The following is a 24,404-nucleotide window of genomic DNA, read 5'->3' as shown; positions in this document are numbered from 1 at the left end:
CACACTCCCCCCACCCCCCCCGCTCCCCCGATCCCCTCGGTGTCTTTTCTGGGGGGGCCCCCGGCCCCCCCGCCGCCCGGCGGCCCCCCCCCCCACTACTTCGGGCTGTCGTCCTCGCCGATGTGGTGGACGCGGACCATGTTGGTGGAGCCGGAGACGCCGGGCGGGGAGCCCGCCGTGATGACCACGACGTCGCCCTTCTGGCAGCGCCCGTACTTCAGCAGCAGCTCGTCGACCTGGTCGACCATCTTGTCCGTCGAGTCCACGTGCGGGCCGAGGAAGGTCTCCACGCCCCAGGTCAGGTTGAGCTGGGAGCGGGTGGCCGGTTCCGGGGTGAAGGCGAGCAGCGGGATCGGCGAGCGGTAGCGGGACAGCCGGCGGACCGTGTCCCCCGACTCGGTGAACGCGACCAGGAACTTCGCGTTCAGGAAGTCGCCCGTCTCGGCGGCGGCGCGGGCGACCGCGCCGCCCTGGGTGCGGGGCTTGTTGCTCTCGGTCAGCGGCGGCAGCCCCTTGGCGAGGATGTCCTCCTCGGCCGCCTCGACGATCTTCGCCATCGTGCGCACGGTCTCGATCGGGTACTTGCCGACGCTGGTCTCGCCGGAGAGCATCACCGCGTCCGTGCCGTCGATGACCGCGTTGGCGACGTCGGAGGCCTCGGCGCGGGTGGGGCGCGAGTTCTCGATCATCGAGTCGAGCATCTGGGTGGCAACGATGACCGGCTTGGCGTTGCGCCTGGCCAGCTTGATCGCGCGCTTCTGGACGATCGGCACCTGCTCCAGCGGCATCTCCACGCCGAGGTCGCCGCGGGCGACCATGATGCCGTCGAAGGCGGCCACGATGGAGTCGATGTTGTCGACGGCCTGCGGCTTCTCCACCTTGGCGATCACCGGGAGGCGGCGGCCCTCCTCGTCCATGATGCGGTGGACGTCCTCGACGTCCCGGCCGCTGCGCACGAACGACAGGGCGATCACGTCGAAGCCGGTGCGCAGCGCCCACCGCAGGTCGGCCTCGTCCTTCTCGGACAGGGCCGGGACCGAGACGGCGACGCCCGGGAGGTTGAGGCCCTTGTGGTCGGAGACCATGCCGCCCTCGACGACCGTGGTGTGCACGCGCGGGCCGTCGACGTGGGTGACCTCCAGGCAGACCTTGCCGTCGTCCACGAGGACGCGCTCACCGGGGGTGACGTCACCCGCCAGGCCGCGGTACGTCGTGCCGCACTGATGCCGGTCGCCCTCGGCGCCCTCCTCCACCGTGATGACGAAGGTGTCGCCGCGTTCGAGGAGGACGGGGCCTTCGGTGAAGCGGCCGAGCCGGATCTTCGGGCCTTGAAGGTCGGCGAGGATCCCGACGCTGCGACCGGACTCGTCGGAGGCCTTGCGGACGCGGTGGTAGCGCTCCTCGTGCTCGGCGTGGCCGCCGTGGCTGAGGTTGAATCGGGCGACGTCCATTCCGGCGTCGACCAGTGCCTTGATCTGGTCGTACGAGTCGGTGGCGGGCCCCAGAGTACAAACGATCTTTGCTCGGCGCATGGTTCGAGCCTAGGCCTTACCGGCGGGTAGAGAATCGGCCGTACATGACGCCCCAACAACCTTTGAGTGAAGGCCTGTTGACAAGTGTTGAATGTGCGGCATCCCGCTCCTATGAGCATCTCGCACTTGTTGAATGCGGCGTGATCAGGTCACCGGGCCCGAAGGGCTTCGCCGACGGAGCTGGACGGGGCGCCGGACCGGTCCCCGCTTCCGGGAGGGACCGGCGCCCCGCGCTCAGTCGACGAGCGGCGTGAGCTGCCTCGGCTGCTGCTGGGCGGGGACCCGCTCCTCCGGCCGCTCCAGGCCGAAGCTGGTGAAGGCGGTGCGCGCGGGCAGCGGGTAGGGGTTCTTCCCGGTCAGGGAGTTGAGGATGGTGGCCGAGCGCCAGGCGGCCAGGCCGAGGTCCGGGGCGCCGACGCCGTGGGTGTGGCGTTCGGCGTTCTGCACGTACACCGCGCCGGTCACCGACGGGTCGAGGACGAGCCGGAACCGCTCGTCCACCCGCGGGCGTTCGCTGTTGTCCCGGCGCAGGTAGGGGTCGAGCCCGGCGAGCAGGCGGCCGAGGGGGCGCTCGCGGTAGCCGGTGGCCAGGACCACGGCGTCGGTGGTGAGCCGGGAGCGGCTGCCCTGCTGGACGTGTTCGAGGTGCAGCTCGACCTTGGTGGTGGCGACGCGTCCGGCGGTGCGCACCTGGACCCCGGGGGTCAGCACGGCTTCCGGCCAGCCGCCGTGCAGGGTACGGCGGTAGAGCTCGTCGTGGATGGCGGCGAGGGTGTCGGCGTCGATTCCCCGGTGCAGCTGCCACTGGGCGGTGACGAGCCGGTCCCGGACGGGCTCCGCGAGGGCGTGGAAGTAGCGGGTGTAGTCGGGGGTGAAGTGCTCCAGGCCGAGCTTGGAGTACTCCATGGGCGCGAACGCCTCGCCGCGTCCGATCCAGTGCAGCTTCTCGCGGCCGGCGGGCCGGTTGCGCAGCAGGTCGAGGAAGACCTCGGCGCCGGACTGGCCGGAGCCCACGACGGTGACGTGCTCGGCGGTGAGGAAGGCCTCACGGTGGTCGAGGTAGTCGGCGGCGTGGATGACCGGGATGCCCGGGGACTCCACCAGGGGCTTGAGCGGGTCGGGCACGTAGGGGACGGTGCCGACCCCGAGCACGACGTTCTTCGTGTAGGTGCGGCCCAGCGACTCGGCCTCGCCCGCCGCGTCGAGCCGGGTGAAGTCGACCTCGAACAGGTCGCGCTCGGAGTTCCAGCGGACGGCGTCGACCTGGTGGGAGAAGCGCAGGCCGGGCAGGCTCTCGGCAACCCACCGGCAGTAGGCGTCGTACTCGGCGCGCCGGATGTGGAAGCGTTCGGCGAAGTAGAACGGGAAGAGCCGGTCGCGGGCCTTGAGGTAGGTGAGGAACGACCAGGGGCTCGCGGGGTCGGCGAGGGTGACCAGGTCGGCGAGGAACGGGACCTGGATGGTGGCGCCCTCGATCAGCAGCCCGGGGTGCCAGTCGAAACCCTGGCGTTGTTCGTAGAAGACGGCGTCGAGTTCGGCGAGCGGGTGGGCGAGTGCGGCGAGGGAGAGGTTGAACGGGCCGATGCCGATGCCGACCAGGTCCCGGGGTGCTTCGGGCTCGTGGTGTGGGGGGTTGGGCGTCGAGCTCATTGGGGCGTCGTTCCTTCCACGAGTTTCAGGAGGAGGGCCAGTTCGTCCGGCCGGGTGTGGGGGTTGAGGAGGGTGGCCTTGAGCCAGAGGCGGCCGTCGAGCCGGGCCCGGCCGAGTACCGCCCGGCCGTCCTGCAGCAGCCTGCGCCGTACACCGGCGACGTCGTCGTCGGTGGCTCCGGTGGGGCGGAACAGCACGGTGCTGATGTCCGGCCGGTCGTAGAGCTCGAAGCCGGGGTGCTCGCGGACCAGGGCCGCGAAGTCCCGTGCGCGTGCGCACACCTGGTCGACCAGCTCGCCCAGTCCGTTACGGCCCAGGGTCCTGAGGGTGACCGCGATCTTGAGGACGTCGGGGCGCCGGGTGGTGCGCAGGGAGCGGCCGAGCAGGTCGGGGTAGCCGGCCTCGGTGTCGTCGTCGGCGTTGAGGTAGTCGGCGTGGTGGTGGAGGACGCCGAGCTCGGCCGGACGGGCGACGGCGAGCAGACCGGCGGCGACCGGCTGCCAGCCGAGTTTGTGCAGGTCGAGGGTGACGCTGTGGGCGCGCTCCAGGCCTGCGAGTTTCTCCCGGTGCCGGTCGCTGAAGGCGAGGCCGCCTCCGTAGGCGGCGTCGACGTGCAGCCGGGCGCCGTGGGCGGCGCAGAGCCCGGCGATCTCGGGGAGCGGGTCGATGAGCCCCGCGTCGGTGGTGCCGGCGGTGGCGGCGACCAGCAGCGGCCGGGGCAGGTGGGTGAGGGCGTCGTGGAGGGCGGACAGGTCGAGGGTGCCGTTCGGGGCGGGGACCACGACGGGGTCGGGCAGGCCGAGCAGCCAGGCGGCGCGGGGCAGCGAGTGGTGGGCGTTGGCCCCGCAGACCAGCCGGACGGAGCCGCCGGCGGCTTCCCTGGCGAGGAGCAGGGCGAGCTGGTTGGACTCGGTGCCCCCGGTGGTGACCACGGCGTCGGCGAGGCCGATGGTGTGCGCGAGGGTGCGGGTGACCAGGGCTTCGAGGGCGGCGGCGGCCGGGGCCTGGTCCCAGGAGTCCAGGGAGGGGTTGAGGGCGCTCGCGGCGAGGTCGGCGGCGACCGCGACGGCGAGCGGCGGACAGTGCAGGTGGCCCGCGCACAGGGGGTCGGCGGGATCGGCGGCGCCCTCGGCGAGGGCGGTGACCAGGGTGCGCAGGGCGTCGGGGTCGCCGGCGTCCGGCAGGACGTCCCCCATCGCGTCCGCGACCCGCTCGGCCACCGCCACCGGACCGCCCGCGGGCAGCGGTCCGCCGCGCGCCCGGCCGCCCTCGCGCAGGGCGTCGAGCACGGTGTCCAGCAGGGGCCGCAGGGCGTCGGGACCCAGGGGTCCGGATGCGAGGGGCGGCGTGCTCATGGGCTCTCCTCGGGGCGCTGGCCGAAAGGGTGTGTCCGCAGGGGGAGTTCCAGCTTGTACGGGATTGGGTCTGCGCGTCCCCAAAGCCCAACGATCGAGACCCGAAAGTGGGTACTGCCGTGCGGGGAAAACCTGTCGGGGCGGTGTGCCCCGGGCGCGTCGGGGCGAGCGGTGCAAGGGCGTTGAGACCGGGGCTGACCGGGGTTAACGTCGGTCGAATGGTTGACGCGTGGATGATCGACGTGCCCGGTGAGCGGGTGCTGGTGCGGGAGCCGCGACCCGCGGACGAGGCGCCGCTGCTGGACCTCTTCGAGGCCTGCGAGGACTGGTTCGTGGCGGCGACGGGGCTGCCGTCGGGGCCGGGCGACGTGCAGAGCCTGTTCTACGGGCTGCCCGAGGGCGCCGATCCCGCCGACAAGGTGCTGCTGGTGCTGGAGCGGGACGGGGTCGTCTCGGGCCTGGTGGACGCGGTGCGGAACCATCCGGTGTCCGGCGCGGTCGCGGTGGGGCTGTTCCTGCTGGCGCCCTGGGCGCGGGGCCGGGGCCTGGGGCGGGCGCTGGCGGAGTCGCTGCTGGCGCATGCCGAGGGGGTGTCCCTGGTGACGGCGTCGGTGCCGCCGGGCTGGCGCCCCGGGGAGCGTTTCCTGGAGCGCCTGGGCTTCACGCTGGGCGCGGCGACGCCCAGGGCGGCCGAGGTGGGCAACCGGCGCGCCGGGCCGCGGGAGGGCGCGGTGCGCCGGGCGGAGCTGCGGCCGGCCTCGGGTTGAGCAGCCCGGTAGGGGCCGCCTCCGCGACCGGCCCACCGGTGCCGGTCTCCGCGTCCGGCCCGCCGTTGCCGTGGTGCGTGCCCGGCCCGCCCGTACCGGCATACGCAGCCCGCCCGTGCCGTCCTGCGTGACCGGCCCGCCCATACCGTGGTGCCTGCCCGGCCCGCCCGTACCGGCGTACGTGCCCGGCCCGCCCGTGCCGTCGTGCGCGCCGGGCCCGCCCGCCCATGCCGGCGTGTGCCCGGCCCGACCCTGCCGACGTACGGGGTCCGCCCGCCCGTGCCGGCGTGCGTTCGTCGCCCTAGCCCTCGCGGACCCGCAACGCCCTTTCCAGGTCGTCCAGTTCGTCGACGAGGCGGCGGCGCAGGGCCGCCACCGGATCGGCGTCGGCCAGGCAGGCCCGGCCGAGGGCGAGGTTCTCGGCGTCGACGGCGTGCGCGGGGAAGGCCTGCCGGCCGGTGACCGTGGCGATGCGGGGGCCGCGCCGGGCGGCGACGGCGACGGCGTCCTGGTAGTAGCGCGGCACGTAGTCGCGGACCAGGTCGGCCTGTTCGGGGTGCCAGAAGCCCTCGGCGGTGGCCGTGAACAGGTAGTTGGAGAGTTCGTCGCCGCCGAACATCGCCTCCCAGGCGGTGCGCTTGGCCTCGGGGTCGGGCAGCGCGGCCCGGCAGCGGGCGGCGCCCTCCTGGCCGCTGGCGCTGGGGTCGCGGGCCAGTTCGGCGGCGATCCGGTCCTCGTCGACGGCGCCGAGGACGGCGAGCCGGGTCATGACGCGCCAGCGCAGCTCGGGGTCGAGCTCGGGTCCGCCCGGCACGGTGCCCTCGGCGAGCCAGGCGGCGATGGTGTCGGGGTGGGCGGCGGCGGCGATGAAGTGCCGTACCGCGATGAGGCGCAGCCCGGGGTTGTCGCCGTCCTCGGTGCGCCGGATGAAGTCGCGGCACAGGGCGGAGACGGTGGCGAGGGCGGCGGGGCGGTCCTCGGGCCCGAGGTACCGGTCGACGACGTGGACGGCGGTGAAGGCCAGCACACCCTGGACGAGGGCGAGGTCGGTCTCGTGCGGGAGGTGGGCGCGGGCGGTCTCCAGGTAGGCGAGCGGCGACAGCTCGCCGTCGCGGACGGCGTCCCGCAGGGCGTTCCAGACCACCGCGCGGGTCAGCGCGTCGGGCACACCCGACAGGCCGGCCCTGACGGCTTCGGCGGACTCGGCGTCGAAGCGGACCTTGGCGTAGGTCAGGTCGCCGTCGTTGAGCACGAGCAGGGCGGGGCGCTTGCCGAGGACCTGGGGGACGGTCTGCGGGATGTCGAGGTCGATGCGCTCGCGCAGGGTGAACCGGCCCTCGTCGGCGAGGTCCTGGTCGTAGACGCCCACGCAGACGCGGTGCGGGCGGCTGCCGGTGCGCTCGACGGTGAGGGTGCGGGTGCCGTCGGCGGCGGTGGCCAGGACTGGGGTGAGGGTGTCGACGCCGGTGGTGCGCAGCCAGGCGTCGGCCCACGCGTGCACGTCGCGTTCGGTGGCGGCGGCGAGGGAGTCGATGAAGTCGGCGAGGGTGGCGTTGCCGAACCGGTGGCGCCGGAAGTGGATGTTGATGCCGGCCAGGAAGTCCTTCTCGCCCGTCCAGGCGACCAGCTGGCGCAGGGCGGAGGCGCCCTTGGCGTAGGAGATGCCGTCGAAGTTGAGCAGGGCGGCGGCGGTGTCCTCGACGGCCTCGGGGGCGACCGGGTGGGTGGAGGGGCGCTGGTCGGCGTCGTAGCCCCAGGCCTTGCGGGCCACCCCGAAGTCGACCCAGGTGTCCGTGAAGCGGGTGGCCTCGGTGAGGGTCTGGTAGCCCATGTACTCGGCGAAGGACTCGTTCAGCCAGATGTCGTCCCACCAGCGGAGGGTGACGAGGTCGCCGAACCACATGTGGGCCATCTCGTGGGCGATGACCATCGCGCGGGTCTGCCGCTCGGTGTCGGTGACGGCGGAGCGGTAGACGAACTCGTCGCGGAAGGTGACCAGGCCCGGGTTCTCCATGGCGCCGGCGTTGAACTCGGGGACGAAGGCCTGGTCGTAGGAGTCGAAGGGGTAGGGCTCCTCGAACTTCTCGTGGTAGCGGTCGTAGCACGCGCGCGTGATGTCGAGGATCTCCTCGGCGTCGGCGTCGAGGTGCGGGGCCAGCGAGCGGCGGCAGTGGATGCCGAAGGGCAGTCCGCGGTGCTCGGTGCGCACCGAGTGCCAGGGGCCGGCGGCGACGGCGACCAGGTAGGTGGAGATCAGCGGGGTGGCGGCGGCCCGCCAGCGGCCTTCGCCGAGGTCCTCGGTGACCCCGTTGGCGAGCACCGTCCAGCCCTCGGGAGCGGTCACGGACAGCTCGAAGACGGCCTTCAGGTCGGGCTGGTCGAAGGCGGCGAAGACGCGCTGCACGTCGTCCATGAAGAGCTGGGTGTAGACGTACGTCGCGTCGTCCGTGGGGTCGGTGAAGCGGTGCATGCCCTCGCCGGTGCGCGAGTAGCGCATGACGGCGTCGACGCGCAGCTCGTGCTCGCCCGCGGTGAGGTCCTTCAGGGGCAGCCGGTTCTCGTCCAGCGTCCCGGGGTCGAGGTGATGTCCGTCGAGGGTGACGGCGCGCAGCTCGACGGGCTTCATCTCGACGAACGTGTCGCCGTCGGACCGGGCCGTGAACCTGATCACGGTACGGGAGTCGAAGGTCTCGTCCCCGGTGGTCAGGTCGAGGTCGATCGTGTAGCGGTGGACGTCGAGGAGCTCGGCGCGGCTCTGCGCTTCGTCGCGAGTCAGTACGGACATGCGGGCCATGCTGCCCGATGACACCGGCATCGCACAGGGGCGGGAGAGGTACGCGGCTTATGTCCGGCCCGCGGGCGGTGGCGGAGGCGAGATCGCGCTGGTGGGCGCTCCCTGCGCGCCGTGAGCGCCGGTCCGAGCGCCGGACAGAGCGCCGGTCCGAGCGCCGCGTCACCGCGCGGGGGTCGCCCCGCGGTGCCGGACGCTCTCCAGGGCGTGCGCCGAGGCCCGCGGCGGGCGCCTCGGCTCAGTGCCCGCCCGGCTCCCGCCCGTTCACGGTGTCCTCGGCGATGGACTCGTGGTGCCTGATCACCTCGGCGATGATGAAGTTCAGGAACTTCTCCGCGAAGGCGGGGTCGAGCTTGGCGTTCTCGGCGAGGGAGCGCAGCCGGGCGATCTGCCGGGCCTCCCGGGCCGGGTCGGCCGGGGGCAGCCGGTGGACCGCCTTGAGGCGGCCGACCTGCTGGGTGGCCTTGAAGCGTTCGGCGAGCATGTGGACGACGGCGGCGTCGATGTTGTCGATGCTGTCGCGCAGCCGGCCGAGTTCCTCGCGGACCGCGGGGTCGACGTCACCGGTACCGGTGTTGCTGGTGGTCATGGACGTCCACCCTAAGGGGGCGGCGGGGTGGTCCCCGAGGGCCGGGGGGCCGGTTCGGCCACCGGCGGGCCCGGTTCGCCGTCCACCTGGCGGCTCTCGGGCACGGCCCGGCTCTGCTGGGCGCGGAAGCGCACGGGGGCCGTGCCCACCCGGCGGGTGAACAGGCGGGAGAAGTAGGCCGGGTCGTCGTACCCGACGCGGCGGGCGACGGCGGCGACGGACAGTTCGGTGGTGGCGAGGAGTTCCTGGGCCCGGCCGAGCCGGACGCCGATCAGATAGTCCTTGGGGCTGCACCCGGCGACCCGGCGGACGGCGGTGCGCAGCTCGGCCGGGGTCATGCCGTGCCGGGCCGCGTGGTCGGCGACGGTCATCCCGGTGCAGGCGTCCCGGGCCAGCGCGTGCAGCACCGGATCGCCGTCCGGGGCGAGGTCGGCACGCGCGCGGCGCAGGGCGACCAGCAGCTCGTGCACGGCGGCGCCGGTCTCGACCTCCAGGAGGGGGTTGCCCTGGCGGGCGGCCCTGGCGATCCGGGCGATGACGTCACGGGGTCCGGTGGCGTCCGAGAGGGGCACCACGGGACGCTCCGGCTCGATGTAGCCGAGTTCCGTGTAGGTCGCGGTGTCGGGCCCGGTGAAGGTCACGAAGGCCTCGTCCCAGCCGCTGTCCGGGTCGGGTCCGTAGTGGTGCGGGACGCCGGGTGTGAGCCACACCAGCGCGGGGGCGGTGATGGTGGTGCGGCGCCCGTCGGGGGTGCGGAACCAGCCCCGGCCCGAGCTGATCACCACGGCGACGTGTCCGTCCAGCAGGCGCGGGCCGACAGCGGGCACCGCGCCGTGCTGGAGGCCGACGCCGAGGCAGACCAGGCCGAGGCGGTGGTGGACGGCGCCGGGCGTGAAGAACCGCATCCAGGTGCGGAAGACCGGCGCTCCGTGCGGCACTGCGCGCCCCTTCCGTGCGTCTCTTCCGTCCAAGTGCTGCTGATCTTTGTCCATGGTCTCGGTGCGCGCCAGCAGGCCAAGGTGAGCGTATGAGCGACTTCACGGTGGGCGAAACCGATTTCCTGCTGGACGGCCGGCCGGTACGGCTGCTGTCGGGCGCGCTGCACTACTTCCGGGTGCACGAGGAGCAGTGGGGCCACAGACTGGCGCTGCTGCGGGCCATGGGCCTGAACTGCGTGGAGACGTACGTCCCGTGGAACCTGCACGAGCCGCACCCGGGCGACTACCGGGACGTCCCGGCGCTCGGCCGCTTCCTGGACGCGGCCCATGAGGCGGGGCTGTGGGCGATCGTGCGGCCGGGGCCGTACATCTGCGCGGAGTGGGAGAACGGCGGGCTGCCGCACTGGGTGACCGGTGAGCTGGGCGCACGGGCACGCACGCGTGACGAGCGCTTCCTCGAGTACGTGGACCGCTGGTTCCGCCTGCTGCTGCCCGAGGTGGTGTCCCGGCAGCTGGACCGCGGCGGTCCCGTGATCATGGTGCAGGTCGAGAACGAGTACGGCAGCTACGGCTCCGACGCCGCCTACCTGGCCCACCTCACCGACCTGCTGCGGGCCGAGGGGGTCACGGTGCCGCTGGTCACCTCGGACGGCCCCGAGGACCACATGCTCAGCGGCGGCTCGGTTCCCGGGCTGCTCGCGACGGCGAACTTCGGCTCGCACGCGCGCGAGGCCTTCGAGACGCTCCGCCGCCACCAGCCGCGCGGCCCGCTGATGTGCATGGAGTTCTGGTGCGGCTGGTTCGACCACTGGGGCGGCGAGCACGTCGTACGGGACGCCGAGGACGCGACGGCCGCGCTGCGGGAGATCCTGGAGTGCGGGGCGTCCGTCAACGTCTACATGGCGCACGGCGGCACCAACTTCGCCGGCTGGGCGGGCGCCAACCGCCCCGGCGGCGAGCTGCACGAGGGCCCGCTGGAGGCGGACGTGACGTCGTACGACTACGACGCGCCGATCGACGAGTACGGCCGCCCCACCGAGAAGTTCTGGCGCTTCCGCGAGGTGCTCGCCGGGTACCACGACGGCCCGCTGCCCGATCTGCCGCCCGCACCGGCCGCGCTGGCCTCGCCGGCGGACGTGGAGCTGACCGGCTGGGCCCCGCTCGCCGGCGTCCTGGACGCCCTGGGCGGCCCGGAACGCGTCCACCCGGTCCCGCCCACCTTCGAGGAACTGGACATCGCCCGGGGCCTGGTCCGCTACACGGTGGACGTGCCGGGTCCGCGCCGGCCGTACCCGCTCACCGCGCGGGGCCTGCGCGACCTCGCGGTCGTGTACGTCGACGGCGAGCGGGCCGGGGTCCTCACCGAGGAGGAGCCCCAGCTCAAGGAGCCGGTCGCCGGCCCCGCGCGGGTGGAGCTGTGGGTGGAGTCCCTGGGCCGCGTCAACTACGGCCCCCGTTCCGGCGAGCCCAAGGGCGTCTCCGGCGGTCTCCTGCACGAGCGGCAGTTCCTGCACGGGGTACGCGCGCGCGGCCTCGACCTGGACGCCTTCGAGGGGGGCGTGGAGGCGGTGCCCTTCGGCCCGCTGCCGGAGGAGGGCGCACCGGGCCTGTACCGGGGGACGGTGACGGTGCCCGAAGCCGCTGACGCCCGCCTGGAGCTGCCCGGCTGGACGCGGGGCTTCGTCTGGATCAACGGCTTCAACCTGGGGCGCTACTGGTCGACGGGCCCGCAGGGGTCGCTGTACGTCCCGGGTCCGGTCCTGCGGGAGGGCGCGAACGAGATCTGGGTCCTGGAGCTCCAGGAGACCGATCAGGGAACGGCACGCGTCACTCCCCTCTAGGGGCGCGGGACCGTGTCGGGGTACGGCTGTCCCTCCCCGTCCCCCGCATACTGAGAAGGACAGCTCCGGCGGCGTCTGTGGGGGTAGGGGACGTGGCGAACGGCGGCCCGGTGGAACACGGCTACCCGCACCTGGACACCGTGCGGGCCGCCATCACGGCGTTGTACCGGCGCCTGTCGTACGACACCGTCCAGACCTTCGCCACCAGCGTCCTCCCCGCCGACGTCGCGTTCTGCGACACCGACGACCTCCACCTCGGCTCGCAGCGCGTCGCCCGCGAGATCGTCCGGCACTTCCGGCTGCCCGACGCCCGCATGATCGTCGGCTTCAAGGACATGACCCACGCGGCGAACGTCGAACTGACCGCGGGCCCCGAGTACTTCGTCGAGCTGAACGACCGTTTCCGCACCCACCGCAGGGACATCGGCGCGGCCCTCGCCCACGAGGTGACGCACGTGTACCTGCACCGCCTGGACCTGTCCTTCCCGGGCGTCCGGGAGAACGAGATCCTCACGGACACGGCGACCACCTACCTCGGGGCCGGCTGGCTGCTCCTGGACGCCTACCGGGAGCACGGGGAGGCGTCCCAGAAGCTCGGCTACCTCACGCCGGAGGAGTTCGGCTACGTGCTGGCCAAGCGCGCCCTCGTCTTCCACGAGGACCCGTCGGTGTGGTTCACCAGCCCGCAGGCCTACACGGCGTACCAGAAGGGCATGGCCAGGGCCCGCCAGGACGAGGAGCAGCCGCCGCTGACCGCCGCGGGCTGGGCGGGCCGCCGCCGCTACGCCCGCGACCGCCGGCACGCCCCCGCCGCGCCGCCCGCCCAGGCCGGCGCCTCCTACGCCTTCACCCCCGACAGCGGCGGCCGGCTGCGGGTCTCGTTCCCCTGCCCGACCTGCCACCAGCGGATCCGGGTGCCGGTCCGGGGCCGGGTCCGGGCCCGCTGCTCGCTGTGCCGGACGGTCCTGGAGTGCGACACCTAGCCCACGGCGCCGCGGGGGCCGGCGGGGGCGCCGGCCTTCGCCGCGGTCACCGTACGGCGATCCCGTCCAGCACCATCGACAGGTACTGCCGGGCGATCTCCTCCGGGCTGTGCCGGCCGCCGGGCCGGTACCAGGAGGCGGCGACCCACACGGTGTCGCGGACGAACCGGTAGGTGAGGCGGACGTCGAGGTCGGCGCGGAAGACGCGCGCGGCGACCCCGCGCTCCAGCGTCGACAGCCACGCCGTCTCGAACCTGGCTTGCGACTCGGCGAGGAAACCGAACCGCTCCTGCGCGACCAGCTGCCTGCTCTCCTTCTGGTAGATGGCGACGGCGGCGCGGTGCCGGTCGATCTCCCGGAAGGACTCGGTGACCAGGGCTTCGAGGGTCTCACGGGGACCGAGCGCGGCGTCCAGGACGCTGTCGTAGCCGTCCCAGAGCTCGTCGAGGAAGGTCCGCAGGATCTCCTCCAGCATCGACTCCTTGGAGTCGAAGTGGTAGTAGAGGCTGCCGGCGAGCAGACCGGCCCGGTCCGCGATCTTGCGTACGGTGGTGGCGTTGTAGCCCTGCTCGGCGAAGACCTCGGCGGCGGTCTCGAGGAGTTCGCGGCGCCGGGCGGGGGCCGCGGTCGCCTGGGGCTTCTTCTTGGTCGGCACGGGACCATTCTGGTGTGCCTAGTGGTGATCCCCGCTCGTGATCTCCCGGTACTCCTCCTGCGTCGGCTTCGGGATGTGGGTGCCCGGACCGAACATCCCCTTCGCCAGGCTCGCCCGTACCCGCTGGGCGGGCGTGACCCTGCGCCGCACCCCGTTCGCGTCCACCGGCGGCCCCAGCTCGTAGGGCGGGTCCTGTTCGTGCTGGGTCAGCACGAACAGGCGGTCCTGGCTGAGGGGTTCGTGGACCTCGACGTACTCGCCGTGCGGGAGCAGTTTGATGAGGCCGGTCTCCCGGCCGTGCAGGACCTTGTCGCGGTCCCGGCGCTGCAGGCCGAGGCAGATCCGCTTGGTGAGGACGAAGGCGAGGACGGGGACGACGAAGACGGAGATCCGGACGAACCAGGTGATCGAGTTGATGGAGAGGTGGAGGTGGGTGGCGACGATGTCGTTGCCGCCGCCGACCAGGAGGACGAAGTAGAGGCTGAGCCAGGCCACGCCGAGGGCGGTCCGGACGGGGACGTTGCGCGGGCGGTCGAGGATGTGGTGCTCGCGCCGGTCGCCGGTGATCCACGCCTCGATGAACGGGTAGATGCCGATGGCCAGGAGGAAGAGCGGGAAGAGCGAGAAGGGGATGAAGACGCCCAGTTCCAGGGTGTGGCCCCAGGCGTTGATCTCCCAGCCCGGCATCACGCGGATCAGGCCCTCGGAGAAGCCCAGGTACCAGTCGGGCTGGGCGCCGGTGGTCACCAGGTCGGGGCGGTAGGGACCGAAGGCCCACACCGGGTTGATGGTGGCGACGGCGCCGATGACCGCGAGGATGCCGAAGACGAGGAAGAAGAACCCGCCGGCCTTGGCCATGTAGACCGGCAGGAAGGGCATGCCGACCACGCTCTTCTGGTCGCGTCCGGGCGCCGGGTACTGGGTGTGCTTGTGGTGGAAGACCAGGATCAGGTGGGCCACGACCAGGCCCAGCATGATCCCGGGCAGCAGCAGGACGTGGATCGGGAAGAAGCGGGAGATGATGTCGTGGCCGGGGAACTCCCCGCCGAACAGGAACATCGAGAGGTAGGAGCCGACGATCGGGACCGACAGGATCGCGCCGTCGGCGAACCGGACGCCGGTGCCGGAGAGCAGGTCGTCGGGGAGCGAGTAGCCGGTCAGTCCGGTGAGGATGGCGAGGAACAGCAGGGTCCAGCCGAACAGCCAGTTGATCTCGCGGGGCTTGCGGAAGGCGCCGGTGAAGAACACCCGCATCATGTGGACGACCATGCCGGCCACGAAGACCAGTGCCGCCCAGTGGTGGATCTGCCGGATCAGCAGGCCGCCGCGCACGTCGAAGCTGATGTGCAGCGTCGACTCGTACGCCTTGGTCATGACGATGCCGTTCAGCGGCTGGTAGGTGCCGTGGTAGACGACCTCGGCGCCGCTGGGTTCGAAGAACAGGGTGAGGTAGACGCCCGTGAGGATCAGGATGAGGAAGCTGTAGAGGCAGATCTCGCCCAGCATGAAGGACCAGTGGTCCGGGAACACCTTGCGCATGTTCGCCTTGGCCAGGGCGTAGATCCCGAGCCGCCCGTCGGCCCAGTCCGCCAGCTTCTCGCCCTTGCCCGGGGGATCCGCTCGGTGTGCCGAACTTCCCGCCCGTGCCTGCCCGTTCACCGTTCGCGCGCCGTCGTCCATACGTCGCCCGCCTCCCCGCCGGATCACCCCTCAGGGTGGCACGCCGGAGCGCTACAGCCAACGGGGCGGCGTAAAGTCAGCGCGTCCCCACGCCCGCCCCGACGATGCCCGCCGCCCGCGCCGCCGCCAGCCACTGCGGGAACTCGCCGACGAGACGGTCGTACAGCTCACCGTCCGGCACCTTCCGCGGGTCCGAACCGGCGTGGAAGAAGCCCGCGTTGTCCACCACCCGCTTGGCCGGCACCGCCAGTTCGTCGAGCTTGCGCAGGAAGTCGAACTGTTTGCTGTGCGGGTCGCCGAAGCCGACGAACTGCCAGAACAGGGGCAGCCTGGCCGCCTTGCACAGGTAGCGTTCCGCGGCGAGTTTGTTGATCGGGCCGCCGTCGGTCTGGAAGACGACCAGGGCGGGGTCCGTGGCGCCGCTGTCCAGGTAGTGGTCGATCACCGCGTCCATGGCCAGGTGGTAGCTGGTCTTGCCCATGTGGCCGAGCCCGGCCGCGATCTTCTCGATGCGGCCCGCGTGTCCGGCCAGCTCGATGCCGGTGACCGCGTCGATGTCGGTGGAGAAGAAGACGACGGGCACCCGGCCGTCGTCGTCCAGGTGCGCGGAGAGGCCGAGGACCCGGTCGGCGAGTGCCTGCACGCTGCCGTCGGCGTAGTAGGGCTTCATCGAGCCGGAGTGGTCGACGACCAGGTAGACGGCGGCCCGGAGCCCGTCGAGGCCGTGTTTGGTGAGGGAGATCCCGGCCGACCGGTACGAGCCGACCAGGGCGGGCGCGGTCCGCTCCATCTTGCTGAGACTGATCGCGGCCATGCCCTGCTCCCCCTCGCTCCGGTCCGGGAGGCCGAGGTTACTTGATCGCGGAAAGGCGGCGGCGCCTGCCCGGTCGTCCGGTCGGGGACTGTGGGGCAGGCGCCGTCTACGGGGGGTCCGGGGGGGGTGTCCCCCCGGACGGCCCGCCCGTACGCCGTTGTACGGGACGTCTCCTGAGAGGTCAGACCATCAGCGAGCGGTCCGTCGGGCGGATCGGGGACGGGAGGTCGCTCGCTCCGGTCAGGAAGCGGTCGACGCCCTTGGCGGCCGAGCGGCCCTCGGCGATCGCCCAGACGATCAGGGACTGGCCGCGGCCCGCGTCACCGGCGACGAAGACGCCGGGCACGTTGGTCTGGTAGTCGGCGTCCCGGGCGATGTTGCCCCGCTCGTCGAGGTCGAGACCGAACTGCTCGACCAGGCCGTTGACGCGGTCGGTGCCGGTGAAGCCCATGGCGAGGGTGACCAGCTGGGCCGGGATCTTCCGCTCGGTGCCCGGCTTCGGGGTCAGCCTGCCGTCGACGAACTCCACCTCGGTGAGGTGCAGCCACTGGACGTTGCCGTCCTCGTCGCCCTCGAAGTGGGTCGTCGAGACGGAGTAGACCCGCTCGCCGCCCTCCTCGTGGGCGCTGGTGACCTTGTAGAGCATCGGGAAGGTCGGCCACGGCTGGTGCGGCGCGCGGTCCTCGCCCGGCCGGGGCATGATCTCCAGCTGGGTGACGGAGGCCGCGCCCTGGCGGTGGGCGGTGCCGACGCAGTCCGCGCCGGTGTCGCCGCCGCCGATCACGACCACGTGCTTGCCCTCGGCCGAGACGGGCGACACCACGTAGTCGCCCTCCTGGACCTTGTTGGCCAGCGGCAGGTACTCCATCGCCTGGTAGACGCCCTTCAACTCCCGCCCGGGGACCGGAAGGTCACGGGCGGTCGTGGCGCCGGCGGCGATGACGACCGCGTCGTACCGCTTCTTCAGGTCGGTCGCCCTGAGGTCGCGGCCGATCTCGATACCGGTACGGAAGCGGGTGCCCTCCGCGCGCATCTGCTCGATACGGCGGTTGATGTGCCGCTTCTCCATCTTGAACTCGGGGATGCCGTAGCGGAGCAGGCCGCCGATGCGGTCGGCGCGCTCGTAGACGGCGACGGTGTGGCCGGCCCGGGTCAGCTGCTGGGCGGCGGCCAGGCCCGCGGGGCCCGAGCCGATGACGGCGACGGTCTTGCCGGACAGGCGCTCGGGGGCCTGCGGCTTGACCGTGCCCGCCTCCCACGCCTTGTCGATGATGGAGACCTCGACGTTCTTGATGGTGACGGCCGGCTGGTTGATGCCGAGCACGCACGCCGACTCGCAGGGGGCCGGGCAGAGGCGACCGGTGAACTCGGGGAAGTTGTTGGTCGCGTGCAGCCGCTCGGAGGCCGCCGTCCAGTCCTCGCGGTAGGCGAAGTCGTTCCACTCGGGGATCAGGTTCCCGAGCGGACAGCCGTTGTGGCAGAACGGGATGCCGCAGTCCATGCACCGGCTGGCCTGCTTGCTGATGATCGGCAGCAGGGAACCGGGGACGTAGACCTCGTTCCAGTCCTTGACGCGCTCGCTGACGGGACGGGTCTCGGCGACCTCACGGCCGTGCTTCAGGAAGCCCTTCGGGTCAGCCATTGATCGCCGCCTCCATCATCTTCTCGTGGGTCTCGGTCTCGGAGAGACCGGCTCGCTCGGCGGCGTCCTTGGCGGCGAGCACTGCCTTGTACGTGCTGGGGATGATCTTGCTGAACCGCTGCACGGCCGTGTCCCAGTCGGCGAGCAGCTTCTCGGCGACCGTCGAGCCGGTCTCCTCGGCGTGCCGGCGCACCACGTCGTGCAGCCACTGCCGGTCGGCGTCGTCGAGGGCCTCGACGGCGCTCACGTTGCCGACGTTGACGTTGTCGACGTTCAGGTCGATCACGTAGGCGACGCCGCCGGACATGCCGGCCGCGAAGTTGCGGCCCGTCTCGCCGAGGACCACCGCGTGGCCGCCGGTCATGTACTCGCAGCCGTGGTCGCCCACGCCCTCCGAGACCACCAGCGCACCGGAGTTGCGGACGCAGAACCGCTCACCGGTCCGGCCGCGCAGGAACAGCTCGCCGCCGGTCGCGCCGTAGGCGATGGTGTTGCCCGCGATGGTGGAGTACTCGGCGAGGTGGTCGGCCGCCCGGTCCGGACGGACGATGACACGGCCGCCGGAGAGGCCCTTGCCGACGTAGTCGTTGGCGTCGCCTTCCAGGCGGAGGGTGACACCGCGCGGCAGGAAGGCGCCGAAGGACTGGCCGGCCGAGCCGGTGAAGGTGATGTCGATGGTGTCGTCGGGCAGACCGGCGCCGCCGAACTTCTTCGTCACCTCGTGGCCGAGCATGGTGCCGACCGTGCGGTTGATGTTGCGCACCTTGATCTGGGCGCGCACCGGCTGGGCGTCGGTGGCGCTGGAGGCGGCCAGGGCGTCGGAGGCGAGCTTGATCAGCTCGTTGTCCAGGGCCTTCTCCAGGCCGTGGTCCTGCGCGACGGTCTGGTGCAGCGCCGCGCCCTCGGGCAGCTCGGGCACGTGGAAGAGCGGGGCCAGGTCCAGGCCCTGCGCCTTCCAGTGGTCGACGGCGCGGGTGACGTCGAGCGCCTCGGCGTGGCCGACGGCCTCCTCGATGGAGCGGAAGCCCAGCTCGGCGAGGATCTCGCGGACCTCCTCGGCGATGAACCTGAAGAAGTTCACCACGTACTCGGCCTTGCCGGTGAAGCGGTCGCGCAGCACCGGGTTCTGGGTGGCGACGCCGACCGGGCAGGTGTCGAGGTGGCAGACGCGCATCATGATGCAGCCCGAGACGACGAGCGGCGCGGTCGCGAAACCGAACTCCTCGGCGCCGAGCAGCGCGGCGATGACGACGTCACGGCCGGTCTTCAGCTGGCCGTCGGTCTGCACGACGATGCGGTCGCGCAGGCCGTTGAGCAGCAGGGTCTGCTGGGTCTCGGCGAGACCGAGCTCCCAGGGGCCGCCCGCGTGCTTCAGCGACGTCAGCGGGGAGGCACCGGTGCCTCCGTCGTGGCCGGAGATCAGCACCACGTCCGCGTGCGCCTTGGACACACCCGCCGCGACCGTGCCGACGCCGACCTCGGAGACCAGCTTGACGTGGATCCGCGCCTTCGGGTTCGCGTTCTTCAGGTCGTGGATCAGCTGGGCCAGGTCCTCGATGGAGTAGATGTCGTGGTGCGGCGGCGGGGAGATCAGGCCGACACCCGGGGTGGAGTGCCGGGTCTTGGCGACCCACGGGTAGACCTTGTGGCCGGGCAGCTGGCCGCCCTCGCCGGGCTTGGCGCCCTGGGCCATCTTGATCTGGATGTCGTCCGCGTTGACCAGGTACTCCGAGGTCACACCGAAGCGGCCGGAGGCGACCTGCTTGATGGCGGACCGGCGGGCCGGGTCGTACAGGCGGTCCGGGTCCTCGCCGCCCTCACCGGTGTTGGACTTGCCGCCCAGCTGGTTCATGGCGATGGCGAGGGTCTCGTGCGCCTCGCGCGAGATGGAGCCGTACGACATGGCACCGGTCGAGAACCGCTTGACGATCTCGGAGACCGGCTCGACCTCGTCGACGGGAATCGACGGGCGGTCGGACTTGAAGCCGAACAGGCCGCGGAGGGTCATCAGCCGCTCGGACTGCTCGTTCACGCGGTCCGTGTACTTCTTGAAGATGTCGTAGCGGCCGGAGCGCGTGGAGTGCTGGAGGCGGAAGACCGTCTCCGGGTCGAACAGGTGCGGCTCACCCTCACGTCGCCACTGGTACTCGCCGCCGATGTCCAGCGCGCGGTGCGCGGGAGCGATGCCGGAGGCCGGGTAGGCCTTGGCGTGGCGGGCGGCGACCTCCTTGGCGATGACGTCGATGCCGACGCCGCCGATCTTGGAGGCGGTGCCGTTGAAGTACTTGTCGACGAAGCCCGCCTCGAGACCGACGGCTTCGAAGACCTGGGCGCCGCGGTAGGAGGCGACCGTCGAGATGCCCATCTTGGACATGACCTTCAGGACGCCCTTGCCGAGGGCGTAGATCAGGTTGCGGATGGCCTGCTCGGCCTCCATGCCCGGCAGGAAGGTGCCCGCGCGGACCAGGTCCTCGACGGACTCCATGGCCAGGTACGGGTTGACGGCGGCGGCGCCGAAGCCGATCAGCAGGGCGACGTGGTGGACCTCGCGGACGTCCCCGGCCTCGACCAGCAGGCCCACCTGGGTGCGCTGCTTGGTGCGGATGAGGTGGTGGTGGACGGCCGCGGTGAGCAGCAGCGACGGGATCGGCGCGTGCTCGGCGTCGGAGTGCCGATCGGACAGGACGATGAGCCGGGCGCCGTTCTCGATGGCCGCGTCGGCCTCGGCGCAGATCTCGTCGATCCGCGCGGCCAGCGTCTCGCCGCCGCCGGAGACCCGGTACAGGCCGGACAGGGTCGCGGCCTTGAACCCGGGCATGTCGCCGTCGGCGTTGATGTGGATGAGCTTGGCCAGCTCGTCGTTGTCGATCACCGGGAAGGGCAGCACGACCGAGCGGCAGGAGGCGGCGTTCGGTTCGAGCAGGTTGCCCGAGGGGCCGAGGGACGAGCGCAGGCTGGTCACCAGCTCTTCCCGGATGGCGTCCAGCGGCGGGTTGGTGACCTGTGCGAACAGCTGGGTGAAGTAGTCGAAGAGCAGCCGCGGGCGCTCGCTCAGCGCCGCGATCGGCGAGTCGGTGCCCATGGAGCCGATCGGCTCGGCGCCGGTCCTGGCCATCGGCGCGAGGATGACGCGCAGCTCCTCCTCCGTGTAGCCGAAGGTCTGCTGGCGGCGGGTGACCGAGGCGTGGGTGTGCACGATGTGCTCGCGCTCGGGCAGGTCGCCCAGCTCGATCTCGCCGGCCTCCAGCCACTCCGCGTACGGCTGCGCGGCGGCGAGGGTCGCCTTGATCTCGTCGTCCTCGATGATGCGGTGCTCGACGGTGTCGACGAGGAACATCTTGCCGGGCTGCAGGCGGCCCTTGCGGACGACCCTGGCGGGGTCGATGTCGAGGACGCCGACCTCGGAGCCGAGGACGACCAGGCCCTCGTCGGTGACCCAGTAGCGGCCGGGACGCAGACCGTTGCGGTCGAGAACGGCGCCGACCTGGGAGCCGTCGGTGAAGGTGACGCAGGCGGGGCCGTCCCAGGGCTCCATCATCGTGGAGTGGAAGCCGTAGAAGGCGCGGCGGGCCGGGTCCATGGATGCGTGGTTCTCCCACGCCTCCGGGATCATCATCAGCACGGAGTGCGGCAGCGAGCGCCCGCCCAGGTGCAGCAGCTCCAGCACCTCGTCGAAGGAGGCCGAGTCGGAGGCGTCGGGGGTGCAGACCGGGAAGATCCGGTCCAGCTTCTCCTGCGGGCCGAACAGGTCGGAGACCAGCTGGGACTCGCGGGCGACCATCCAGTTGCGGTTGCCCTTGACGGTGTTGATCTCACCGTTGTGGGCGACGAAGCGGTAGGGGTGCGCGAGCGGCCACGACGGGAAGGTGTTCGTGGAGAACCGGGAGTGCACGAGCGCGATCGCGGACGCGAAGCGGCGGTCGGACAGGTCCGGGAAGAAGGGCTCCAGCTGGCCGGTGGTCAGCATGCCCTTGTAGACGATGGTCCGCGCGGACAGTGACGGGAAGTAGACGTCCACCTCGCGCTCGGCGCGCTTGCGCAGCACGAACGCCTTGCGGTCCAGCGCGATGCCCTCGCTGGCGCCGTCGGTGACAAAAAGCTGCCGGAAGACCGGCATGGTGGAGCGGGCGGTGGCGCCGAGCAGCTGCGGGGCGACCGGGACCTCGCGCCAGCCGAGCACGGTCAGGCCCTCGTCGGCGGCGATGGTCTCGATCCGCGAGACGGCGTCCTGGGTGCCGTCCTCGGGCAGGAAGGCGATGCCCACGGCGTACGAACCGGCCGCCGGCAGCTCGAATCCGGCCACCTCGCGGAAGAAGGCGTCGGGCACCTGGGAGAGCAGCCCCGCGCCGTCGCCGGAGTCGGGCTCCGAGCCGGTCGCGCCGCGGTGCTCCAGGTTGCGCAGAACCGTGAGCGCCTGCTCGACCAGCGCATGGCTCGCCTCGCCGGTGAGGGTGGCCACGAAGCCGACGCCGCAGGCGTCGCGCTCGTTGCGGGGGTCGTACATACCCTGCGCAGCAGGGCGAGCATCCATGAACGACCAGTTCTGGCCATTCGCGGAGTGCTGGGACGGCTGGCGCGGCGTACGCATCGGCTCTCCCGTCGTCGTCAGTGGCATATAGCAGGTGCCGAGGGACGACGCTGGCCCTCTGCGTTTTTGTTGCGAAATTTCACGCAGGTTACATGATGAAGCGATTCTCGGGAACTGGATACACCGTTCCAACATGCGGACGCCGCAGGGGTGTACGGCGAGGTACCGCGCAAAGCGGTCAAGGTGGTGGGGGACCGATCCGGACAGATCCGTGTCCATCGGTCCGCGGGGGGCGGGGTGAGCGTCGCGGCACCCCACAGGTGCCCGGCAGGCGTCATTGCCTGCGGCGCTTACGGCTCATGCCCAGTGGTTAAGCATTCGAAACCAGCGAGTAACGGGTACTTATGCGGCCCAACGCATAGGTACCAGTCGCCCTATCCTACGGCCGTCCCGAACACAGCGCCCAGGGCGTACGTCACACCGGCTGCCGCGCCGCCCAGCGCGAGCTGCCGCAGACCGCTGAACCACCAGCTCCGCGCGGTCACCTTGGCCACCACGGCACCGCATCCGAACAGCCCGACGAGCGCCAGCAGCAGGGCGGGCCAGAGCGCGGTGGCACCGAGCAGGAACGGCAGCACGGGCAGCAGCGCGCCCAGCGCGAACGACCCGAACGACGAGACGGCCGCCACCAGCGGCGAGGGCAGGTCACCGGGATCGATCCCGAGCTCTTCCCGGGCGTGTATCTCCAGCGCCTGCTCCGGGTCGGCGGACAGCTGCCGGGCGACCTCCCGGGCCAGCTCCGGCTCGACGCCCCGCGCCTCGTACAGCGCGGCCAGCTCGGCCTCCTCGTCCTGCGGGTGCCTGCGCAGCTCACGCCGCTCCACGTCCAGCTCGGCCTCGACGAGCTCGCGCTGCGAGGCGACGGAGGTGTACTCGCCGGCGGCCATCGAGAAGGCGCCTGCGGCCAGCCCCGCAAGTCCGGTGATGACGATGGTCTGGTGGCCGACGGCGCCGCCCGCCACACCGGTCAGCAGGGCGAGGTTGGAGACCAGGCCGTCCATGGCGCCGAAGACCGCGGGCCGCAGCCAGCCGCCGTTGACGTCCCGGTGGGTGTGGTTGTCGCGGTGGGCCTCGTGCAGAGTCGCCTGGGTCTCGATGACGGCCATGAGGGGTCCCCCAAGAAGTTCGCGCAGCGCGCCCCTAATAAGCTGAGGCAAAGCTAACTTTGGACAAGTTCTATCTTTCGACAACGCTCACCGTACGTCGTCACATTCCCCGCCGCCAGCAAGGAAAGGCTCGGCTAACCTGCGGTTTTATCTCTCGCTGCTCACACGTGCGAGGAACTGCACAGATGTCGACCGGGTGATGCGGAGGCCCTTCAGGGTGCGGTCAACCGCCGTTGGTGGGACACATCCGCAAACGGTTCCGCGCCCCTGAGCGCAGCCCTCCCGGAGAGGCCCGCCCATGTCATCGATCGTCTGCACCCCGCCGGCCCCCGCTCCCGACGGGCCCGCCTCCGCACTGCGCGACCGGGCGCGGGGCGCGCTGCTGGGCCTGGCCGTGGGCGACGCGCTGGGGGCACCGGCGGAGAACATGAAGCCCTCCGAGATCCGCGCCCGCTGGGGTCGCATCACGGGATACGTCACCGACCGCCCCGCGGGCACGGACGACACGGAGTACGCGATCTTCTCCGGGCTCCTCCTCGCCCGCCACGGCTCGGCGCTCACCCCGGCCCACGTCGAGGCGGCCTGGCACGAGTGGATCGCCGACCGCGCCGAGGGCCCCTTCAAGGGCGCCGGCTTCAGCGAGCGCGGCACACTGGAGAACCTCCGCCGGGGCCTGGCCGCCCCCATCTCCGCCCAGCACCGGCACGCCTGGAGCGACGGCCTCGCCATGCGGGCGGCGCCGTTCGGCGTCTTCGCGGCGGGCCGCCCCGCCGAGGCGGCCCGGCTCGTCGCCGTCGACGGCTCGGTGAGCCACGAGGGAGAGGGCATCTACGGCGGCCAGGCGGTGGCGGCGGGCGTCGCGGCGGCGATGGCCGGGGCCCCGCCGACGGCGGTGGTCGCGGCGGCCCTCGCGGTGGTCCCGGACGACTCCTGGACGGCCCGCTCCCTGCGCCGGGCCGTCTCGGTCGCCCACCGCGGCGAACGGGCGGTCCGCACCGCGGTGGTCATCGGCGGCTACCCCTGGACCGACCTGGCCCCGGAGGCGGTGGCCCTGGCCTTCGGCGCGTACGCGGCGGCGGACGGCGACTTCCGGGACGCGGTGCTGACGGCCGTCAACATGGGCCGCGACGCGGACACCACGGCCGCGGTGGCCGGCGCGCTGGCCGGAGCGACGCGGGGGGCGGCGGCGATCCCACCGGAGTGGGGGGCGGCGATCGGCCGGGCCCGGGGGAGCTGCCTGCCGTCGATGGCAGGACACCACGTCCTGGAGGTGGCCGACCTGCTGCTGGCCACCTCCCAACCCCCACCGCCCTCCCCCCCGACAGAACCACCCACCACCGACCCCCTCGCCACCGACCCACACCCTGCCCCGGCAAGCCTCCTCGCCACCGACCCACACCCTGCCCCGGCAAGCCTTCTCGCCACCGACCCACCCACCGCAACCTCAGCCCACCCGCCGACCACGCCACACCT

Annotated in this window: 15 protein-coding genes and 1 pseudogene; 4 read left to right on the top strand and 12 right to left on the bottom strand. The window is 72.1% G+C overall.

Annotated features, from left to right (window positions below):
* Positions 1-95 precede the first annotated feature (95 nt).
* The 3 genes from pyk to AB0M11_RS16370 form a co-directional block, all read right to left on the bottom strand.
* Positions 96-1,532, bottom strand: coding sequence for a pyruvate kinase (gene pyk / locus AB0M11_RS16380; protein WP_365705802.1), 1,437 nt, complete (start codon positions 1,530-1,532; stop codon positions 96-98).
* Positions 1,533-1,766: 234 nt separating this feature from the next.
* Positions 1,767-3,182, bottom strand: a complete 1,416-nt coding sequence (locus AB0M11_RS16375; RefSeq protein WP_365705800.1) for a SidA/IucD/PvdA family monooxygenase — start codon at positions 3,180-3,182, stop codon at positions 1,767-1,769.
* Positions 3,179-4,537: an aminotransferase class V-fold PLP-dependent enzyme gene (locus AB0M11_RS16370; protein WP_365705798.1), complete on the bottom strand. Its 1,359-nt coding sequence runs from the start codon at positions 4,535-4,537 to the stop codon at positions 3,179-3,181. Before AB0M11_RS16370 ends, AB0M11_RS16375 begins: the two co-directional genes overlap by 4 nt.
* 218 nt (positions 4,538-4,755) lie before the next feature.
* On the opposite strand from AB0M11_RS16370, the gene AB0M11_RS16365 reads away from it, so the two are divergent.
* Complete coding sequence (locus AB0M11_RS16365) at positions 4,756-5,304, top strand: GNAT family N-acetyltransferase (RefSeq protein WP_365705796.1); 549 nt, start codon at positions 4,756-4,758, stop codon at positions 5,302-5,304.
* A 301-nt stretch (positions 5,305-5,605) separates the two neighbouring features.
* Here the strand turns inward: AB0M11_RS16365 and pepN are convergent, their stop codons facing one another.
* The 3 genes from pepN to AB0M11_RS16350 form a co-directional block, all read right to left on the bottom strand.
* Positions 5,606-8,089, bottom strand: a complete 2,484-nt coding sequence (pepN, locus tag AB0M11_RS16360; RefSeq protein WP_365705794.1) for an aminopeptidase N — start codon at positions 8,087-8,089, stop codon at positions 5,606-5,608.
* Positions 8,090-8,333: 244 nt separating this feature from the next.
* On the bottom strand, positions 8,334-8,684 hold the full coding sequence (locus tag AB0M11_RS16355; RefSeq protein ID WP_365705792.1) for a chorismate mutase: 351 nt from the start codon (positions 8,682-8,684) through the stop codon (positions 8,334-8,336).
* 11 nt (positions 8,685-8,695) lie between these two features.
* Positions 8,696-9,589 carry an AraC family transcriptional regulator gene (locus AB0M11_RS16350; protein WP_365705814.1) on the bottom strand — a complete coding sequence of 298 codons (894 nt, stop codon included), beginning with the start codon at positions 9,587-9,589 and terminating at the stop codon, positions 8,696-8,698.
* Positions 9,590-9,711: 122 nt separating this feature from the next.
* Here AB0M11_RS16350 and AB0M11_RS16345 point away from each other — a divergent pair, with 122 nt between their 5' ends.
* Positions 9,712-11,463 (top strand): beta-galactosidase family protein, encoded by a 1,752-nt coding sequence (locus AB0M11_RS16345; RefSeq protein ID WP_365705790.1) that lies wholly within the window; start codon positions 9,712-9,714, stop codon positions 11,461-11,463.
* Positions 11,464-11,555: 92 nt separating this feature from the next.
* Positions 11,556-12,446 (top strand): hypothetical protein, encoded by an 891-nt coding sequence (locus AB0M11_RS16340; RefSeq protein WP_365705788.1) that lies wholly within the window; start codon positions 11,556-11,558, stop codon positions 12,444-12,446.
* Between the two features lie 46 nt (positions 12,447-12,492).
* Here AB0M11_RS16340 and AB0M11_RS16335 read toward each other — a convergent pair whose 3' ends face one another.
* The 6 genes from AB0M11_RS16335 to AB0M11_RS16310 form a co-directional block, all read right to left on the bottom strand.
* Positions 12,493-13,101: a TetR/AcrR family transcriptional regulator gene (locus AB0M11_RS16335; protein ID WP_365705786.1), complete on the bottom strand. Its 609-nt coding sequence runs from the start codon at positions 13,099-13,101 to the stop codon at positions 12,493-12,495.
* 18 nt (positions 13,102-13,119) lie between these two features.
* Positions 13,120-14,781, bottom strand: coding sequence for a cytochrome bc complex cytochrome b subunit (locus AB0M11_RS16330; protein ID WP_365705784.1), 1,662 nt, complete (start codon positions 14,779-14,781; stop codon positions 13,120-13,122).
* Positions 14,782-14,857: 76 nt separating this feature from the next.
* Positions 14,858-15,595 carry a VWA domain-containing protein gene (locus tag AB0M11_RS16325; protein ID WP_365705783.1) on the bottom strand — a complete coding sequence of 246 codons (738 nt, stop codon included), beginning with the start codon at positions 15,593-15,595 and terminating at the stop codon, positions 14,858-14,860.
* Positions 15,596-15,776: 181 nt separating this feature from the next.
* A complete protein-coding gene (locus tag AB0M11_RS16320; RefSeq protein WP_365705781.1) occupies positions 15,777-17,237 on the bottom strand; it encodes a glutamate synthase subunit beta in 1,461 nt (486 codons plus the stop codon).
* On the bottom strand, positions 17,230-21,825 hold the full coding sequence (gltB, locus tag AB0M11_RS16315; protein WP_365705779.1) for a glutamate synthase large subunit: 4,596 nt from the start codon (positions 21,823-21,825) through the stop codon (positions 17,230-17,232). The genes AB0M11_RS16320 and gltB overlap by 8 nt, the downstream gene beginning before the upstream one ends.
* A 374-nt stretch (positions 21,826-22,199) precedes the next feature.
* Positions 22,200-22,931 carry a VIT1/CCC1 transporter family protein gene (locus AB0M11_RS16310; protein ID WP_365705777.1) on the bottom strand — a complete coding sequence of 244 codons (732 nt, stop codon included), beginning with the start codon at positions 22,929-22,931 and terminating at the stop codon, positions 22,200-22,202.
* A 298-nt stretch (positions 22,932-23,229) separates the two neighbouring features.
* On the opposite strand from AB0M11_RS16310, the pseudogene AB0M11_RS16305 reads away from it, so the two are divergent.
* Positions 23,230-24,219: pseudogene (locus AB0M11_RS16305) on the top strand (ADP-ribosylglycohydrolase family protein); the annotation flags it as partial.
* Between the last annotated feature and the right edge of the window lie 185 nt (positions 24,220-24,404).

Source organism: Streptomyces sp. NPDC051987 (assembly GCF_040680735.1).
Lineage (GTDB): Bacteria > Actinomycetota > Actinomycetes > Streptomycetales > Streptomycetaceae > Streptomyces.
Note: the sequence above shows the minus strand (reverse complement) of the source record. Positions and strands in the feature narration are given on the sequence as shown.